The following is an 18,274-nucleotide window of genomic DNA, read 5'->3' on the forward strand; positions in this document are numbered from 1 at the left end:
CGTACGCGCCGGTTGCAACCGGCGCGTACGCAGGCAAGTGGCGCGAATTCGTTTTGCTGCTGAGGGCAGAACTGCTCACGGCAGCAACGGCTTTCGTGATCACCATCCGCCACGCAGGATAGGTGCATGACGGATGACAAAACGCCCAGCCCCATCGACGACGAACTGGTCATCAGACTTTTTCATCAACGCGTGATCGTGCTCGGCGACCAGCTGGATCAGCAACTCGGCAACCGACTCTGTAGCCAACTACTGCTGCTCTCGGCCGAAGACTCCCACAAAGACATCAGCTTCTGGATCAATTCGCCCGGCGGGTCGGTTCCGGCGATGCTGGCCATCATGGACGTCATGCGTGCCATCCCCAACGACGTGAGCACGCTTGCCCTCGGTATCGCCGCGAGTGCCGGGCAGTTCCTGCTATCGGCGGGTACTCCCGGTAAGCGGTACGCCTTGACCCACTCGCGAATCCTCATGCACCAGGGCTCATCCGGCATCGGCGGCACCGCTGTCGACGTCGAGTTGCAGGCAGACGATCTGCGGCACACCCGCGACACCGTGCTCGCTCTGATCGTGGCGAACACGGGTCGTCCGGCCGAGCAGATCTGGACGGACTCACTCCGGGACCGTTGGTACACCGCAGAACAAGCCGCGGACTACGGGTTCATAGACAGGGTCATTGATGGCGTCGAGGACATCTATCCGGCGTATTCACGCCCCGCGGCGTTGGGAGGCCGGCGATGAGCGGCTACACGATTCCGTACGTGGTCGAGAAGACCGCGGGCGGTGAACGGTCGATGGATGTGTACAGCCGGCTGCTGTCCGAGCGGATCGTGTACCTGGGTACCGAGATCGACGACGGGGTGGCCAACGTCCTGATCGCCCAGATGCTGCATCTGGAGTCGGACAGTGCGGATCTGCCGATCAACCTCTACATCAATTCTGCGGGTGGATCACCCGAGGCGATGCTGGCCGTGTACGACACCATGCAGTACATCCGCTCCGAGGTCGCCACGACCTGCGTCGGGCAGGCCGGTGGACCCGCAGCAGTGCTGCTCGCAGGAGGCGCCCCCGGACAACGCGGGATCTTGGGTCACGGGCGGGTGGTGCTGCACCAGCCGTCCATCCAGGGACAGGGCTCCATTCCCGACCTCATCATCCACGCGGACGAGGTGGTGCGGGTGCGTTCGGAATTGGAGGAACTGCTGGCCAGGCACACCGGGAAGGATCTGCACACGCTGCGCCACGACACCGATCGCGACCTGATCCTGCCCGCCGCGGCAGTGGTCGAGTACGGGCTGGCCGACGAGGTGCTCTTGACCAGGCCTCGGCGGTGACGGTCAGGACACCATCCGAAGGTTCGCGCGCCCGGTCACCGGACTCGTGGCGGTCGGGCGGGCTCCGCGGCGGATGCCGCCGACAGCGACGACGGGCCGCGACTGCGCGTGTTCGAGCAACATCGCGACGCCCCTGGTCACGTCGAGCAACGTGAGGCCGAGAGCGCCGGTGACCGCGGACAAGATCTCGGACGAGGGCTCTTTGCGCCCGCGTTCGATCTCAGAGAGGTACTGCGGCGACACCCCGGCCTCCGCTGCGATGTCGGTGAGGATTCGTCCCTGGGCGGTGCGCTCGGCGCGTAAGTACGACCCGAGCACGCTGCGCCACAGCTCGTCTTGCCGGAAGGGAGTGAACGTGCGGTCCCCGCGGCCGGGGAGAGTCCTCGAGGTGTCGCCCATGATCCGAACGTAGTTCGAAAACCCGCCCGGTGGTGCGGGTATCTGCTCTGGGCAGAATTCCGAGAATCTTTGCGAGCGGTCACTCTCTATGTTACCTTCGCCGTGAGTGATGGAGGTCACATATGAGTCTGCAGCTGGAGACAACGGGATCGGTGGGCGACGACGGCAGTCGATTCGACATGGTCGTCCGTGGGGGAACCTGGTTCGACGGGACGGGGGCACCCGGCCTGCGCCGCGACCTAGGGATCCGCGGTGGCAGGGTCATCGAGGTCTCCAACGCACCGCTGCCGGTCGGACCCGACACCAAGGTCATCGAGGCCGGCGGTCAGTGGGTCATGCCCGGGTTCATCGATGTCCATACCCACTACGACGCCGAGGTGCTCGTCGCCCCCGGACTCGGCGAGTCGATCCGGCACGGCGTCACCACCGCGATCATCGGGAACTGCTCGCTGTCGACGGTCTATACGACTCCGGTCGATGCTGCCGACCTGTTCAGTCGGGTCGAGGCGCTGCCGCGTGACCACGTGATCAAGGCCCTCGAGCAGGGCAAGGACTGGACGGACCCCGCGTCGTACATCGAGTCGCTCGAGTCGCTGGCGCTGGGACCGAACATCGCGGCCTTCCTCGGTCATTCGGACATCCGCGCATCGGTGATGGGGCTGGGACTAGCCACGGATCGTGCGCACAAGCCGAGCCGCTCGGAGATGGCCGCGATCAGCACGGCGGTCGAGGACGCGCTCGACGCCGGGTTCCTCGGGGTCTCGTCGATGACCAATCCCTGGGACAAGCTCGACGGCGACCGCTACCGGTCCCGGTGCCTACCGTCGGTGTATGCGCACTGGAGTGAACGCCGCAAGATCAACCGGATTCTGCGGCGACGCGATCGGGTCTTGCAGACGATCCCGAACCTGAACACCAAGTACGACATCCTCTTCTTCCTCGCGGGCAGTACGGGGCTCGGCCGCAAACCGCTGCGCACCTCGGTGCTCGCGGCCGCCGACGCCAAATCGGATCGTTGGGTGCGCCGGATCTTCGGTCCGATCGCGACTCTCGCGAACGACATCGGTCGCGGTGCGCTGCGATGGCAGCATCTGCCGGTCCCGTTCGAGGTCTACAGCGATGGCATCGATCTCGTGGTGTTCGAGGAATTCGGTTCCGGCCGTGCCGCTCTGCACCTGCGGGAGGAGATGGGGCGCAACGATCTGCTGTCCGATCCGGAGTATCGCCGCTGGTTCCGCGAAGACTTCGAGAAGAAGTTAAGTTCGCGCATCTGGCATCGCGACTTCGACGACGCCGAGATCAGCGACTGCCCCGACGCCTCGATGATCGGCAAGACGATCGAGCAGGTGGCTCGCGAGCGCGGGATCCACAGCACGGACATGTTCCTCGACCTCGTGGTCGAATACGGCACTGCCTTCCGCTGGCACACGGTCATCACCAATGACCGACCCGAGATCGCCGATTGGCTGATCAAACAGAAGGGCGTCACGATCGGTTTCTCCGATGCCGGTGCGCACCTGCGCAACATGGCTTTCTACAACTACGGGATCAAGCTGCTGCAGCGGGTGAAAGAGGCCGAACACGGGGCTCGGACGCCGTTCCTCACGATCGAAGAAGCAATTCACAAACTCACCGGCGAACTCGGTGAGTTCTACGGCCTGGACGCTGGATTCTTGCGGATCGGTGATCGTGCGGACTTCGTCGTCGTCGACCCGGCCGGCCTCACCGACCAGACGAAGGAATACGCTGAAGAATCGATGCCCGAATTCGGAGGAATCAAGCGGATGGTGAATCGCAACGACGATGCGGTGACCGCCACAGTCGTCGCCGGCGAATACCTTTATGGCCGCGGCGATTTCGCTCCCGGATTCGGAACCACACTGCGCAGCGGTCAGTTCCTGCGCGCGGGCCAGCCGCGCGGCACGGTGAAGAATCAGCCCGAACAGCTCAGGCACACGGTGGTTGGATGACCCCTGCCACGGACACCACCGGGGATGGCCGACGGACCCAGCAGCAGCGCCGGGACGCGACCAAGGCCCGGCTGGTCGATGCCTGCGTGAGCTCGCTGTGCGAGATCGGCTACCAGCGCAGCACGATCAGTGAGATCTGTGGTCGAAGTGGGGTCTCGCAAGGCGGGCTGTTCAGGCATTTCCCGACTCGACTGGACCTGGTGATCGCGGCCGCCGACGAAGTGCGGCGCAGGCAATTCGAGGCGTTCTCCCAAAGCCTCGCCATGCTGGGGACCGATACCCTGTCCGACTGTCTGTTGCTGGTCCGGGCCGCCTGCCGGGCCCCGGTGAACGGCGCCTGGTACGAGCTGCTGGTGGCGGCCCGTACCGACGCAGGCCTGCGCGAACGCCTTGCTCCCATGCTGGCCGAATATCACACGCAGATCGCCGACTTCGCCAGGACGATACCTGCGGTACAGGGACTGCCCCCGGGTCAGATCGAGGTGGTTGCTCTGACGGTGGTTCACCTTTTCGACGGTGAATCCGTTGCCGCAGCGGTCAATCCGCAGCCCGCACTCGACGATGCGCGCCTCGAACTCGTCCTCGGCTGGCTCGCCGGGCTCTCGGGATAGGTCGACGCCGATGCCCGCAGGGCCGTCGTACTCCGATCTCGCGTCCTCGGCTGCTGTCGTCGCGTTGCCGATGCGAATGCGTTTTCGGGGGATCACGGTTCGCGAGGTGATGATCTTCCGCGGTCCCGCGGGCTGGGGTGAGTTCGGGGCGTTCCAGGAATATGACGACGTCGAGGCGTCGGCGTGGCTGGCAGCAGGTATCGAAGCGGCCTACGAGGGTCCGCCGCCGGCCGTGCGCGCGGCGGTCCCCGTCAACGCCACGATCCCCCCGATTCCCGCAGATCAGGTCGCGGACGTGGTTGCCCGATTCCCTGGTGCGCATACCGCAAAGGTCAAGGTGGCGCAGGAGGGCCAGACCCTCGCCGACGATGTGGCCAGGGTCGAGGCCGTACGCGAGCACATCACCAACGTCCGCGTGGACGCCAACGGAAAATGGACTGTGCAGCAAGCGATCACAGCTCTGCGTGCACTCGGTGAGCTGGAATACGCGGAGCAACCCTGCGCGACGATCGAGGAACTTGCCCAGGTGCGCAGGGCCACGACGACACCGATAGCCGCAGATGAGAGCATCCGCCGGGTAGCGGATCCGCTACGGGTGATCGCTGCGGGTGCCGCTGATGTCGCCGTCCTCAAGGTCGCCCCGCTCGGGGGGATGCGGCGCGTTCTCCAGCTCGCATCGGACATCCCGATACCCGTCGTCATCTCCAGCGCCCTCGACTCGGCGGTCGGGATCTCCGCGGGGGTGGCCGCGGCGGCGGCGCTGCCGGATCTCGAGTTGGCGTGTGGGCTCGGCACCGGAGGGTTGTTCACCACCGACGTTGCCGAGCCGTTTGTCCCGGACGGCGGATTGCTGACGCCCCGAACGGTCGACGTCGACGTGGCGGCCCTCCCGCGGGCTGATGCAGCACGAACCCGCTGGTGGTTGGACCGTTTACGACGCTGCCACGCACTTCTGAACGGATAGCCGGACAACCGGTAGTGGCCTTCGTCACCGACAGAAGATACAATTTTCGCAAAACGTTCCAACAGGGGACGTTCAGCCACAGCGGAGGTTTGGTATATGTCGGTCATCCTGGCGCAGGCACCATCTGACAGCGGTCTGAAATCGGTCCACGGGTCGAAGACCAACGGCGCGATCCAGATCCTGAGGATGCGCCGCGATCCGTTCGCCTTCGCCGACGCTCAGCAGTCCGAGTTCGGGCGGGTCTCGTTCATCAATGCGTTCGGGCAGAAGTTGGTGACCTGCCGTGGTCCGCAGGCGGCCGATCAGATCCTGATGAACAAGGACAAGGCGTTCGCGAACGGCCCTGCCTGGAGTTTCTTCATCGGCCCGTTTTTCAACCGTGGCGTGATGCTCCTCGACTTCGAAGAGCACCGGCACCATCGCCTGATCCTGCAGCAGGCATTCACCCAGCCCGTCCTCAAGGGTTACATGCAGGAGATGCAGCCCATGATCACCGAGCGCGTCAAGCAGTTCCCGGTGGGTGAGGTGAAGCTCTTCAGTCAGTTCAAGGCCCTCACGCTCGACGTCGCCCTCGAGGTCTTCATGGGTCTGGAGTTGCCGCAGGCCGAGGCCGATCGGATCAACAAGGCCTTCATCGACACCGTGCGGGCGGGGGTCGCGCTGGTGCGGCGTCCGGTGCCGGGTGGTCGGTGGCGGAAGGGTCTGCGCTCGCGCAAGGTACTCGAAGAGTTCTTCATGAGTCACATTGCCGAGAAGCGGGCGGGGGAGTCGCCTGACCTGTTCTCGGTGCTGTGCCACGCCGAGAGCGAAGAAGGTCACCGGTTCACCGACGAAGACGTGGTCAATCACATGATCTTCGTGCTGATGGCTGCGCACGACACCTCCACGATGACGCTGACACAGATGGCTTATCGCATGGCCAAGTCGCCCGAGTGGCAGGAGCGCGCCCGCGCCCAGTCACTGGAACTCGGTCCCGAACTCGCGTACGAAGATCTGGCCAAGATGACCGACCTCGACATCATCATGAAGGAGTCGCTGCGCATGTGCGCGCCGGTGCCGGGGCAGCCGCGCATGGCGATCAAGGACACCGAGGTCCTCGGGCACTATGTGCCCAAGGGCTCGATCGTCACGGTGCCGAGCCTGACCAATCACTACGACGCCGAGTACTGGTCGAATCCCTACGTATTCGACCCCGAGCGTTTCACTGCCGAGCGTCGCGAGGACAAGTCGCACCGGATGGCGTGGTCGCCGTTCGGTGGTGGGGTGCACAAGTGCATCGGGCTGTATTTTGGCCAGATGGAGATTCGGACGATCATGCATCAGCTGCTACGTGGATTCGAGTGGTCGGTTCCGGCGGACTACACGATGCCGATGGATTTCAGTGCGCTGCCGGTGCCCAAGGACAACCTCCCAGTGACGGTGCGGCGCGTCTGATGCCGCAGTCACCGACTCGCCCCGCACGCAAGGTCCGCAACACCGCCTCACCGCGTGAGCAAGAAGGCGCGATCCTGCAGGCGGCGCGAAAAGAGTTCGAGGAGAACGGCATCCGGCGTACCGGGGTCGACGACGTCGCCAAGCGGGCGGGCGTGAGCAGGAGCACCCTGTACCGGCGGTTCCCGAACAAGGAAGCACTCCTGCTCGGCGTGGCCGAGCGGATCTACCTCGACGGCATGGTCGTCCTCGAGGAGGCCACCGTCGGGCACGGGCCGCAGGAGGCCGTGGTCGAGGCCTTCCTCGCAGGCGCAGAACTGGTCAACGAAGACCCGCTCATCCGCAGGATGATGGTCGACGAACGGGACGCGCTCAAGGGCATCACGAACTCGGTCACCGGTCTGTTCATCGAGATCGTCACCGGGCGGATCATGCAGACCCTGCGCGGCGCAGGGGCCCAGATGCCAGATGAAGACCTGCATGCGGTGACCGAAATCCTTGTTCGGCTGGTCATCTCGTACCTGGACACCCCGTCGATCGACGAGGCGCGGTCCGAGCCGGAGTCGGTACGCGACTTCGCTCAGCGCTACCTTGCGCCGATGGTGTGGTGAGAGGACCGGTGGCGAAGGTCCACCATCTGAAGGCGGAACTGCTGGCGGTTCGAGAGCTGGGGCGGGCGGGCGCATTACCCGGCGTCAAGCTGCTGCCCCAGGTTGCGAGGTTGCGCCGCCGGGCCGGTGAGGCCTCCGGGCCCGCCGTGTACGCCGCGATGTATGGCGAGCGGGTCGCGATCGTCGACCCCCACGGTGAGGTCACCTACAACGGTCTCGCGGAGCAGTGCCACGGGGTCATCAACGGACTACGCGAGGTATTGGCGCCCGAGGGTCAGCCGACGGTCGGGGTGATGTGCCGCAACAGCCGGTATGCCGTGATCGGCCTGCTGTCCGCAATCGGTCTCGGCGCCCGAGTGGTGCTATTGAACACCGACCTCGGGGCCAAGCAGATGGCTGAGGTGGTATCCCGCGAACGGGTGGATGTGATCCTGCACGACGCGGAGTTCGCCGTAGTCCTCGAACTCGTCGATGCGGGCGTGCGCCGGTATGTGGCGTGGACGGATGAAGCGACCGAGTCCGCGACGGTGGATGGGCTGGTGGCGGGCAATTCCACAGCACTGCCGCAGGCCCCGACGTCGAGGTCCTCGCTGGTGATCCTCACCAGCGGCAGCACGGGAGCGCCGAAGGGCGCGCCCCGCGACGGCGGCCCGGCGATGTCGCTGCCTGCGGGGTTCGTGTCGAAGATCCCGATCCGTGGGTCGGACACCGTGCTCATGTGTGCGCCCGCTTTCCACGGCTGGGGGCTGCTGGCCACCATGGTGTGTCTGCTGACGGGCGCCACCGTCGTCATGGACCGACGATTCAAGGCGGAGGCCTCACTCGATCTGTTGGTCGAGAATCGCTGCACCGCGGTGATGATGGTGCCCACGATGCTGCGGCGTCTGATGGATCTAAACGATCATGATCTCGACCGGGTCGATCGGAAGCGACTGCGCATGATCGCCTCCGGTGGGGCGAAGCTCGACGAGTCAGTGGTGCGCTCGGTACAAGCCCGATTCGGCGCGGTACTCCACAACCTCTACGGCGCCACCGAGGCGTCCTACATCACTATCGCGACCCCGGAGGATCTGGCCGCGGCACCGACCACCGCCGGTCGTCCACCGCTGGGAGTCACCGTGGCGATCATCGGCGACGGCGTTCCGGTGCCCAACGGACAGACCGGTCAGATCTTCGTCCGGTCGGGTAGCCAGATCAGCACGTACACCAATGGCACCAGTAAAGAGACGCTCGGCGGCATGCTCTCGACCGGGGACACCGGTCACTTCGATTCGCCGGACGGCTGTTCGTGGAGGGTCGCAGCGACGGCATGATCGTCTCCGGCGCGGAGAACGTCTTCCCTGAAGAGGTCGAGCTGGCGCTCGGGCGGCACGCCGACCTCGTCGACGCCGCAGTCATCGCGGTCGCCGATCCCGATTTCGGACAACGCCTGCGCGCCTTCGTCGTGACCCGTGACGGCGCCGCGGTCACCGAGACGGAAATCAAGCACTACGTCGGCACCGAGCTGTCCCGCTCGCGCGTCCCGCGCGAGGTGATCGTGGTCCCCGAGCTACCGCGCGGAGCCCAGGGGAAGGTCACGAAGTCGACCCTCGACGCTCTGGCCGCCGAACACATGTCGCGCTGAGCGCTCACCAGTCTTCGAGCCGCGTGTACCCGTCCTGGACGGCCCTGGCGAACAAACTCGATTTGGTTTTGGCGGGCCTGCCACAGGCGGCATATTTGGCGCGTATTCGCGTCACGTGCGTGCTCACCGTTGCGGCTGAGATATAAAGTCGTGCGGCGGCTGCATCTTTTGAATCGGCGTCGAACCACGCCAGTAACACTTCGATTTCGCGAGATGACAACTGCGGCTTTTCATTCGTTTCGCGAACGAGTCTAAGTGGTGCGGGCCGCGATGCCTTTTCATCTGAATAGACGATTGAATCGCTTGCCTCTGTATGCATCTAGATGCTCCCCTTCGCCCATCGACCCAGGCGTGTAGTAGTCCGAAGCGGACCTGGCTATCATTTCGAACATCAGGAAACGATCGCCACCTGAAGTGGCGTCTCGGGGCAAGTCGATACGGAATCCGTACAGCGATGTGGCTGTTCGTCGAGGAAGGTCGCCAGACGGGGTTGGTATCGCATGTATCCGGAAACTGTGCAGACACGTGAGGATTTGGGCAAGGCACTCACCGAACTCCGTGAGAATGCCGGTCTCACCGTAAGGGAATTGGTCGAACAATCCGACGCACTGCTCGGAACGGTGAGCGGATGGCTGGCCGGTAATCACGCGCCGACCGCCGCCAGTAAAGAAATGTTTTTCGCAGTGCTCAAGGCATGCGGTGTTTCCGGTTCCGACACCGATATCTGGTGGGCCGCAGTGCGACGGGCACGGCGAAAAGTATCGACCCGGTCGCAGATCGCCCCGACGCCTTATCGCGGATTCGAGTCATTTCAGACCGATGACAAAGAGTGGTTTTTCGGCCGAAAAGATGTGACCGATCGACTCGTCGACGCGGTCGTGTCGGCGTCGTCGAGCGAGGACCCACGCCGGCGCATGGTGATGGTGGTGGGACCGTCGGGCGCAGGCAAGTCGTCGGTGGTTCGTGCGGGTCTGCTCCCCATGGTGGGGAGCGCGTCGCTGGCGGGTTGGCGGTCGACCCTGATGGTCCCCGGGACAGATCCTGTCGCGGCTCTCGCCTCCGCCGTTGCAGACGGGACCGGCGATGGAGACGGGCCGCTGCTCATCGTCGTCGATCAACTCGAAGAACTCTGGACGTTGGCCCCCGCGGTGGCCCGGGAGAACTTTCTGGAGGCCGTCACGGAGTTGGTCGCCGACGCTGGTGGTCCCGGGGCAGTGGTCGTCGGGGTGCTGCGCGCCGACTACTACGCGCGGGTCTCGGCTGTGCCGTTCCTGGTCGATGTACTGCAGCATTCGCAGGTGGTGGTCGCGGCGATGGGCGTCGACCAGCTCCGTGAGGTGATCACCGGGCCGGCCCGCCGGGCAGGTCTGGACATCGACGACGATCTGGTCGAGTTGTTGCTCGCCGACGTCGCCCCTGCAGCCGGATACTCCGGTGCCACCGCCCTGCCGATGCTCTCGCACGCATTGCTGGCGACCTGGTCGCACTCGGACCGCCGGCAACTCACGGTCGCCGACTACCTGGCGACAGGCCGGATCAGCGGAGCCGTCGAGCGAACGGCCGAAGCGGTCTACTCCGATCTCGACGATGCCGAGCGGGACCTTGCCAGGCGGCAGTTGCTCGCCATGGTCAACGTCGACGACGACTGGGTCAGTCGACGGAAGGCGCCGCTGGAAGCACTCGGTATCACGATCGCCGACCCGGCGTCGGGCGGAGAGTCGCCGGCGGGGTTGAGTCCGCAGACCGCCCGGGCCGTCGAGGTGCTCGAACGGTTCGCGGCGGCGCGGCTGGTCAGTGTCGACGCCGACTACGCAGAGGTGACCCACGAGGCCCTGCTGACCGCCTGGCCCAGACTCCAGCAATGGATCGATGGTGATCGTGCCCGGTTGTTGATGCACAAACGCTTCCGGCAGGCGTGGACCCTGTGGGAATCGGGTGACCGTGCCGACGAACTTCTGATCCGCGGCGCGTGGCTCGGCATGGTCAACGACTTCATCCCGGGCGAGCGCGGTGAACCGCAACTGACGACCGCGGAGTCCGCATTCCTGCGCGCGAGCAATGAACAGCAGGACAGGCTCGAGGCGGGTGAGCGTCGCCGGGTGCGGCAACTGCGGCGGATCGCGTTCGGTGTCGCTGTGGTGACTCTGGTGGCTGCGCTCGCGGCGACGTTCGCGGTGATCGCACGCGGGGACGCGGTCGACGAGCGGAATCGGGCTGAACAACTCCAGAGACAGGCCCTGAGCCGGCAACTCGCGGTGCAATCGGGCGAGCTCACCGAGCGCGATCCGGCTCTCGCAAGGCAGTTGGCGATGATCGCCTATCGCACGTCACCGACCTTGGAGGCGCGGTCCAACCTGATCGACAACAGCGCGATCGCCACCCCCGCCAGGTTCCTGGGCCCGGTGGGTCCGGTCAAGGTCGCTTACAGTCCGGGGCGTCGGTTGCTGGCCATGGCAGATGCCGGCAATCGCGTCACCCTGTACACCACCGCGCCCGGGGCGACCGGCCCCGAAGTGCTGGGCGGACTTGCGCACCGGCTCGGCGATTTCGGCGGTCACGACTCGAACGAGGCACTACGTGCTCTGTCGTTCAGCGCTGATTCGAACACACTCGTGCTCGGGGGGCGGGCCGCGGTGGAGGTATGGGACATCCGCGAACCGTTGACACCGATCCGGGCAGCGGTGCTGCCGACCGGGCAGCCGGTGAACGGGGTGGCGCTCAGTCCCGACGGCACCACACTGGTCGCCGCCGTGGAGCAGGTCGGGGTGCTGGTGTGGCAGCGCGAACAGGAGCGATGGACGGCGAGGGCGCTGCCACCGAATGTTGCAGGTACCGGTCAGGCTGTCGCCTTCTCGCGTGACGGTTCGGTACTCGCCACGAGTAGCGTGGCACGACGCGTCGATCTGTGGACGGTCTCGGGATCGGGCCTGGTTCCCCTGCCACCCATCGAGCTGACCCAATGGGCAGACAATCAGCAAGCCCCGAGTCTGGTGTTCGCGCCGAACGGGCAACTCGCGATGGGGCTGAAAAGTCACCAGGTGCAGTTCTATGCGCTGACCGCCGACGGCGGCTCGTCCCTGGTACGGACCATCGAGGGATTCGGGAACTACGTCAACGGCATCAGCATCAGCGACGACGGCAGCCGACTCGCAGCAGCGGGGTCTGACAACACCGTGCGCGAGTTCGATCTGAGCGCATCGGATCTCGACGGGGCTCGCATCTGGCATGGGCCGTCGACGTTCACGTCCGTCGTCTACGTCGGCGGTGAGGTCGTCGCCACGGCCGACGACGGGGTGGTCACCGCGTGGCGCACGACGTATCCCGTGATCCGGTTGGGTCCGGAGACCATCTTCCAGATCCCGGCGGGCTCCCGGAGCCCCGACATCCTCGCCGGCAGTGGGCCGTCGGGGGAGGTCACGCGGTTGCGCGTCTCGGATGGTCCGAACCTGGTCAGGGTCGGGCCCGACCTTGCGCCGCCGCCTGACACGTCGTTCTCCGGGGCCATCGGTGTCTCGGCGACAGGTCGGCTGGCCGCCCTGGGATCTGCTGACGGCACGATCTACTTCGGGGACTACTCCGATCCCGGCGAACCGAAACTCCTCGGCCCGGGAGTGCGTGCCCTGCAGACGTTGAACGAGACCGTCGACATCAACGAGGACACCGCAATCGCGGTGACCGGCGGGCTCGAGTCGAACCGGTTGCCGGTGATCGACACGTCCGACCTGTCGGCCCCGAGGGTTGTCTCGAACATCGAGGTGGGCGAGGGCGTGACCTGGGCGTCGCTCGGCCCGGACGGGAAATCGGTCGCCTTCGCGACCCCGGGCGGATCGGTATCGCTCTACGACCTCACGGACCCGACGCGGCCGCGGCAGCTGATGACGATCAAGGCCTTCGACACCGCCGCCCTCTCGGTCCGCTTCCGGCCCGACGGCGACGCGCTGTTGGTGACCTCGTCGACCAAGGAACTCGCCACCATCGACATCACCCGCCGCGGCAGTCCCGAGATCACCGCCCGACTGTCGGGTCCGGTCGGCCAGATCTACAGCGGCGCCTACTCATCCGATGGAAAGACCATCGTGGTCGGGGGCGGCGCCGGTGAGATCTGGACGTGGGATGTCTCCGATGAACGCCGTCCCGACCTACTGGTGGTGCTCAGGGCGTTCGGCGGGAAGGTGTTCGACGTTCGGTTCGCCGACGACGACCACACTGTCTTGGCCGCCGGGGACGGCGGTGCGGTGATGTCGTGGACAGTGGACACCGAGCTGATGCTGTCCAGGGCCTGCGGGGATGCCGGGGCGCAGATCACCGAAGCCGAATGGCGGCAGTACCTTCCGGCGAGCCCCTACGAACCGCCCTGTGCCGGCTGATCCTACGGGGATTGATCGGGGGGTGACTGACCCGGCGGCGCGCCGTGGCCCGGGATGGTCGCGGCGCCGCCGAGAGGGTCGGATGTGACGTTCAGCAGCGAGTGCTTACGTCCGTAGACCAGGTAGTACACGAGTACCACCGACACCCACAGCAAGAAGAACACGTAGGTGTACCAGTGCAATCCGTACAGGATGTAGATACATGCCGCGATCGCGAGGACGGGGGTGACCGGGTAGAACGGCACCTTGAACGGCCGGTACAGGTCGGGTTCGCGGCGACGCAGGAGGATGACACCAAGGCTGACGACGCTGAACGCTGTCAGGGTGCCGATGGACACCATGTCGATCAGGTAGTCCAGCGGAACGAATCCCGCGAGCAAGGCAACGATGACCGCGACCACGACGGTGTTGTTCACCGGCGTCAGGGTGCGGGGATTGACCCGGGTGAAGAACTTAGGGAGCATGCCGTCGCGGCCCATCGCGAACAGGATGCGCGTCTGTCCGTAAAGGGTCACCAGGGTGACCGAGAAGATCGAGATGACCGCGCCCAGCGAGAGCACCAGGGATGGCCAGGTCTGGCCGGTCACCTCTTCGAGGATCGCGGCGAGTCCCGCTTCCTGACCCTTGAAATCTGCGGCGGTCTGGGCTCCCACGGCCGCCAGCGCCACCAGGACATAGACGAGGACGACAGTGACCAGGGCCGCGATCAGCGCGCGGGGCATCGTCCGCTGGGGATCCTTGACCTCCTCGCCGGCTGTCGACACCGCATCGAGGCCGATGAACGAGAAGAAGATGACTCCGGCGGCCACGGTCACACCGTCCGCCCCGTGGAGGAAGAATGGGCTGAGGTTGTCGGCGTTGAAACCCGCGAACGCGATTCCGATGAACATGGCGAGGACGGCGAGCTTGATCGCGACCATCACGAAGTTGGCCTTCGCTGATTCGCTGGCGCCGCGGATCAGCAGTAGCGCGCACAGTCCGACCAGGATGATGGCGGGCAGATTCACCCACCCGGAGTTGTCATCCCAGGGTGCTGCGCTCAGGGCCTGCGGAATCTGCGGTGCGTGCAGATAGCCGAGCAGTGCGTTGAGATACTCGCTCCAGCCGACCGCGACGGCCGCCGTCGACACCCCGTATTCCAGGAGCAGACAGCCGGCGACCGCCATCGCGACGATCTCACCGAGGGTGGCGTATGCGTAGGAATACGTCGAGCCCGAGACCGGTACCGACGACGCCATCTCGGCGTAGCAGATCGCTGCCAGTCCGGCGGCGATGCCCGCGACGATGAACGCCACGACCACCGACGGGCCCGCGTCCGGTACGGCCACGCTCATCACGAAGAAGATGCCCGTGCCGATGGTGGCGCCGATACCGAAGCAGGCCAGCTGTGTGGTGGTGATCGTGCGCTCGAGGCCGGTGTCGGCCTCGGCTTCGTCGCCGGTGGGGATCGGCTTTCGCCGAAACAGGGTTCTCGTGTTCAGTGCGCCGGGCTGCTGCGCCGGGTCTTTGCTCAAATCCATGTGGACACCTCAGCCTGGGAAGATTATTGCCGGAACAGTTGCGGAGGCAACGATTTTCGCTGCCCTGGAGCCCAAGAACACCCTCTTGATCGCGTCTCGTGGGGTGGTGCCGATCGCCAGCACCTCGCCGTCGGACCACTCGATGGCGTCGAATGCTGCGTCCCAGTCGTTGCCGGTGCTGATCTTCGTCGGAACGCTGTCATCGATGATTTTGTCCGACACCAACTTCTGCATCGATGCGGTCATCTGTTCCTTCCACGCCTCCAGCACGCTGCGTTCGACATCGAAACCGACCTCGGGTGGGAACATGTCCGCGGGTGTGACGCCGAATGTGGCCACCCGCAACGGCACACTCATTCGGGCGGCGAGCGCCTGGGCGGACGTGACCACGTCTTCGCTGTGGTCGTCGCCGGAATACGCGCAGGTGACACCGGTGATCCGGGCGCACCTGTACCTCTTGGGTGCCAGCGCCAGCGGGATGGAACTCGAGTGCATCAGCCGACTGGTCGTCACGCCCAAGGACATCCGGCCGTCATCGGACCCGTGGGTGGTACCCAGGACGAGGATCTCCCCGTCGTGCTCGGTGAGTACCTTCTGGATCGACTTGGACACCGAGCGTTCGCTGACCCGGAGGTAGGTCACCTCGGTGTGCGGAGCACGCAGGGCCAGATGTGCACGGGCCGCGGCTTCGGCGTCGTCGCCATAACGCCGGGCATAGGCACTGAACTCGGCGTCCACCCGCGCCAGAGAAGGCGTCGTCCACGGTTTCGGTGTCGCGATGACCATGACCAGATTGGTGGACAGTGCGATCGCCAGACTTGCCCCGAGTTCGACCGCTTCATCACCACCGCGGCCGGGTTGATACCCGACGATGACGCTCATGGTCGCGCGGTATCTGCCGGGCGCGACACCGGATTCGCAGGCCGGGAAGCGGCCGGCGTCGTGTGAGTGGCCATCGACGACCTCCGAATCAGTGTGGTGGAAAACCATGTAACCACCGCCGGAGCGATCCGGCGCGGTTAGCGGCAAATCGTTTCTTTACACACCGATTTCTCACCCGTGGCAGCTACGAACAGAACGGGGACTGCCTACGGGCGGGGAAGGCGGGCCGAACCGGACGGTATGGGCGGGTCCGTTGTTTCGGGAACGTGTTCTACTAGGCTGTACCGGTGCTGAACGTCCGCGCACTGCGCCCCGCCGGATCGGCGGAGGAACGCGCCCTGATCGCCGCGGACAAGGCTGCCCGTGCCCACCTGCGGGCCGCCGAGCGCGACTTGGCCGGACTGGAAACCGAACTCGGTGAACGCGAACCGGACACCCGCCCGCGGTGGCTCGCGATGTTGGTGGTGGCAGTCCTGATCGCAGCAGTCGTCGCGGTGATCGGCGGTTTCCGATACTCGCAGGCCGACGCCGGATTCACCGATGCGCAGTACATGCGGGCCGCCGCAGAACGGGTCGAGGTCTTGCTGACGCCCGACGCCGGCGACGGCGGCAAGCGCGCCAGGCAGATCCGCGCGGGCGCCACCGGCAGGTTCGGTGACGAGTTCGCCCAATCCACCGATGCGTTCACGGCATTCGTCCAGAAGATCGGCACGGTCTCGACAGGGACCGTCGACGGGGTCGGGATCTCGTCGAGGTCAGGTGAGCGCGCGACGCTGCTCGTCACCGCGGCGATCGAGGTGAGGACCGGTCTCGATGCGGACCGGACGCAGGCTCCCGCGGTGCAGCGCTTTCGGATACAGGTCGACATGGTGCCCGACGAGGGCGCCCTGAAGATCGCGGCGCTGGAGTTCTATCCGTGACCGCGCGAAGGATGTGGTCCTGGTACGCGGTGAACCTGGTGGTGGTCGTCGCCTGCATCATCGCTCTGGTGACGGCCTGGCAACTACATCGAGGCGACGAGAAACTGGCGACCAATCGATCCGAGGTACTCGAACTGGCGGGACCTGCTGTGGCCCAGCTGTTCTCGGTCGAGTCTGGCGAGGCCGAACAGCAGCGGCAGCGGGTATTGGCTGTGGTGACCGACGAGTTCGCCCGCGAATACGGGCAGATCCTCGACGCGACGACCGCGCCGACGCAACCGCTCACCGTGACCTGGAGACCGGTACACACGGGGATCTCCGCGGTCGCGGCGGACCATGTCGACGCGGTGGTCTCGGCAGCGGTGACGGAGGAGCGTCCGGGGGCCGAACCTGTTGACTACACCAAGGTTCTGGACGTCCGATTCGAACGGTCCGGCGGCGACTGGAAGATCGCCAGGGCGGATGAGGTGCTGTGAGCGCGCCCGAGAATGATCCGACTGGAGCGTCGTCGCGGCGGCTGCTGGTCGCGCGAGAACGGGTCGCGGACGCACGCGCCGAGGCCGAGCGCGCGAGCGCGGCGGCCGAACAGGCCTGGGCGGCCCGCGCCGCCGGGCGGCGGCGTGCGGTGAAGGTGATGACAAGCGGTTGTGCGGTGGTGTGCGTGGCCGCCCTCGTCGCCGCGCTCGTCCTCATCGTGGTCCATCGCGGCGCTGTGTCGGACCGCGCCCGCGATGCGGATGTGCTGGCGGACACGCGTTCCGCGGTGACAACCCTGCTCACCATCGATCCGGAGCGAGCCGAGGAGTTCGTGGACGGCGCGTTGGAGGTCACCACCGGCCCGCAACGCGAACGCCTCGAGAACGCCCGAAGCGAGTTGGTGGATGTCATCAGCGGGCTGCGGGTGCCGAGCACCGGGCAGGTGCTGTCCGCAGGCATCGTCGGCGATGCCACCGACGATTCGGCCGACGTCCTCGTGGTCGCCGAGGGCACCAATCCGACCGTGCTGGGGGCCGACCCGGCGCAGAGCCGGGTCGCGTTGCTGGTCACGATGAAGGAGATCGACGGCCGCTGGAAGATGGATCGGACGCAGCTGCAATGAGCGCCACAAGGCAGAACCTGACCAGACCCGCTGTGGCAGGACCGATCCTGACGGTCGTGTTGGTGGTCCTGATCGCCATCGCGGTGGTGGGTTTCGTGGGGCCGGCCACCCCCGGCCAGGCGGATGAGGATGCGCGCCGGCAGGTGCAGCTGGCCACCGCTGACGCGGTCGGCTCCCTGATGACCTTCGGCCCGGATTCACTGACCGCGCAGCAGCGGACGGTCGGGACCAAACTCACCGGGCGGCTTCTTCTCGAGTTCCGCAGCCAGGGGCCTGGGGTGGTGTTGCCGACCGCGGTGGAATCGAAGGTCGTGATGACGGGTCGGGTGCTGGCCACGGCGGTGAACCGGATGAACGAGGATGCCGCGCGGGTGCTGGTTTTCGTGAACCAGAGCATTGTGTTACCTGCTGCACGTGCGGAGCCGGAGGTGGTGGCTGTCACGCGTTGGGCGGACATGCGTAAGGTCAACGGAAATTGGCTGCTTGCCGGGTTGCAACAGGTCGGGCCCGGATAGCACGAGGATCCGTGGAGATGTGAGGTG

The 18,274-nt window shown here is 65.8% G+C and carries 18 protein-coding genes; 14 read left to right on the forward strand and 4 right to left on the reverse strand.

The genetic code is table 11. The annotated features are described in order from the left end of the window. Positions 1 to 126 precede the first annotated feature (126 nt). Entirely contained in the window at positions 127 to 741 is a 615-nt protein-coding gene (locus BFL43_RS24730) for an ATP-dependent Clp protease proteolytic subunit (protein WP_084895770.1), read from the forward strand. After that, positions 738 to 1,334, forward strand: coding sequence for an ATP-dependent Clp protease proteolytic subunit (locus BFL43_RS24735; protein WP_084895772.1), 597 nt, complete (start codon positions 738 to 740; stop codon positions 1,332 to 1,334). The genes BFL43_RS24730 and BFL43_RS24735 overlap by 4 nt, the downstream gene beginning before the upstream one ends. Positions 1,335 to 1,337: 3 nt before the next feature. Here BFL43_RS24735 and BFL43_RS24740 read toward each other — a convergent pair whose 3' ends face one another. Beyond that, a complete protein-coding gene (locus tag BFL43_RS24740) occupies positions 1,338 to 1,733 on the reverse strand; it encodes a helix-turn-helix transcriptional regulator (protein ID WP_084895774.1) in 396 nt (131 codons plus the stop codon). 122 nt (positions 1,734 to 1,855) lie between these two features. Between BFL43_RS24740 and BFL43_RS24745 the strand changes: the two genes are divergently transcribed. The 7 genes from BFL43_RS24745 (at position 1,856) to BFL43_RS29610 (ending at position 8,944) form a co-directional block, all read left to right on the forward strand. Further along, entirely contained in the window at positions 1,856 to 3,703 is a 1,848-nt protein-coding gene (locus BFL43_RS24745) for an amidohydrolase family protein (RefSeq protein ID WP_084895775.1), read from the forward strand. Further along, entirely contained in the window at positions 3,700 to 4,314 is a 615-nt protein-coding gene (locus BFL43_RS24750) for a TetR/AcrR family transcriptional regulator (RefSeq protein WP_084895777.1), read from the forward strand. Before BFL43_RS24745 ends, BFL43_RS24750 begins: the two co-directional genes overlap by 4 nt. 10 nt (positions 4,315 to 4,324) lie before the next feature. Continuing rightward, a complete protein-coding gene (locus tag BFL43_RS24755) occupies positions 4,325 to 5,278 on the forward strand; it encodes an o-succinylbenzoate synthase (protein WP_084895779.1) in 954 nt (317 codons plus the stop codon). Positions 5,279 to 5,374: 96 nt separating this feature from the next. Continuing rightward, on the forward strand, positions 5,375 to 6,712 hold the full coding sequence (locus BFL43_RS24760) for a cytochrome P450 (protein ID WP_084895781.1): 1,338 nt from the start codon (positions 5,375 to 5,377) through the stop codon (positions 6,710 to 6,712). After that, positions 6,712 to 7,320: a TetR/AcrR family transcriptional regulator gene (locus tag BFL43_RS24765; RefSeq protein ID WP_084895783.1), complete on the forward strand. Its 609-nt coding sequence runs from the start codon at positions 6,712 to 6,714 to the stop codon at positions 7,318 to 7,320. The genes BFL43_RS24760 and BFL43_RS24765 overlap by 1 nt, the downstream gene beginning before the upstream one ends. Next, positions 7,317 to 8,633: an AMP-binding protein gene (locus BFL43_RS24770; RefSeq protein ID WP_240498466.1), complete on the forward strand. Its 1,317-nt coding sequence runs from the start codon at positions 7,317 to 7,319 to the stop codon at positions 8,631 to 8,633. Before BFL43_RS24765 ends, BFL43_RS24770 begins: the two co-directional genes overlap by 4 nt. After that, positions 8,609 to 8,944, forward strand: a complete 336-nt coding sequence (locus BFL43_RS29610) for a hypothetical protein (protein ID WP_240498467.1) — start codon at positions 8,609 to 8,611, stop codon at positions 8,942 to 8,944. Before BFL43_RS24770 ends, BFL43_RS29610 begins: the two co-directional genes overlap by 25 nt. A gap of 4 nt (positions 8,945 to 8,948) precedes the next feature. On the opposite strand, the gene BFL43_RS24775 is transcribed toward BFL43_RS29610, so the two are convergent. Next, positions 8,949 to 9,263: a LuxR C-terminal-related transcriptional regulator gene (locus BFL43_RS24775; RefSeq protein WP_084895785.1), complete on the reverse strand. Its 315-nt coding sequence runs from the start codon at positions 9,261 to 9,263 to the stop codon at positions 8,949 to 8,951. A gap of 181 nt (positions 9,264 to 9,444) precedes the next feature. Between BFL43_RS24775 and BFL43_RS24780 the strand changes: the two genes are divergently transcribed. Beyond that, positions 9,445 to 13,311 carry a hypothetical protein gene (locus BFL43_RS24780; RefSeq protein ID WP_084895787.1) on the forward strand — a complete coding sequence of 1,289 codons (3,867 nt, stop codon included), beginning with the start codon at positions 9,445 to 9,447 and terminating at the stop codon, positions 13,309 to 13,311. 2 nt (positions 13,312 to 13,313) lie between these two features. Here the strand turns inward: BFL43_RS24780 and BFL43_RS24785 are convergent, their stop codons facing one another. Then, positions 13,314 to 14,831, reverse strand: coding sequence for an amino acid permease (locus BFL43_RS24785; RefSeq protein ID WP_084895789.1), 1,518 nt, complete (start codon positions 14,829 to 14,831; stop codon positions 13,314 to 13,316). Positions 14,832 to 14,840: 9 nt separating this feature from the next. Next, positions 14,841 to 15,713 carry a universal stress protein gene (locus BFL43_RS24790; RefSeq protein ID WP_168176721.1) on the reverse strand — a complete coding sequence of 291 codons (873 nt, stop codon included), beginning with the start codon at positions 15,711 to 15,713 and terminating at the stop codon, positions 14,841 to 14,843. Positions 15,714 to 16,000: 287 nt separating this feature from the next. Between BFL43_RS24790 and BFL43_RS24795 the strand changes: the two genes are divergently transcribed. Genes BFL43_RS24795 through BFL43_RS24810 form a run of 4 tightly spaced genes read left to right on the forward strand, consistent with a single transcriptional unit; the run spans position 16,001 to position 18,247 of the window. Continuing rightward, positions 16,001 to 16,633 (forward strand): hypothetical protein, encoded by a 633-nt coding sequence (locus BFL43_RS24795; protein WP_084895793.1) that lies wholly within the window; start codon positions 16,001 to 16,003, stop codon positions 16,631 to 16,633. Beyond that, positions 16,630 to 17,109 carry a hypothetical protein gene (locus BFL43_RS24800; protein WP_168176722.1) on the forward strand — a complete coding sequence of 160 codons (480 nt, stop codon included), beginning with the start codon at positions 16,630 to 16,632 and terminating at the stop codon, positions 17,107 to 17,109. The genes BFL43_RS24795 and BFL43_RS24800 overlap by 4 nt, the downstream gene beginning before the upstream one ends. Then, positions 17,106 to 17,732, forward strand: a complete 627-nt coding sequence (locus BFL43_RS24805) for a hypothetical protein (protein ID WP_084895797.1) — start codon at positions 17,106 to 17,108, stop codon at positions 17,730 to 17,732. Before BFL43_RS24800 ends, BFL43_RS24805 begins: the two co-directional genes overlap by 4 nt. Next, positions 17,729 to 18,247: a hypothetical protein gene (locus tag BFL43_RS24810; protein ID WP_084895799.1), complete on the forward strand. Its 519-nt coding sequence runs from the start codon at positions 17,729 to 17,731 to the stop codon at positions 18,245 to 18,247. Before BFL43_RS24805 ends, BFL43_RS24810 begins: the two co-directional genes overlap by 4 nt. Positions 18,248 to 18,274 lie beyond the last annotated feature (27 nt).

The sequence above is a fragment of the Williamsia sp. 1135 genome, assembly GCF_002095395.1.
Taxonomy (GTDB): Bacteria; Actinomycetota; Actinomycetes; order Mycobacteriales; family Mycobacteriaceae; genus Williamsia.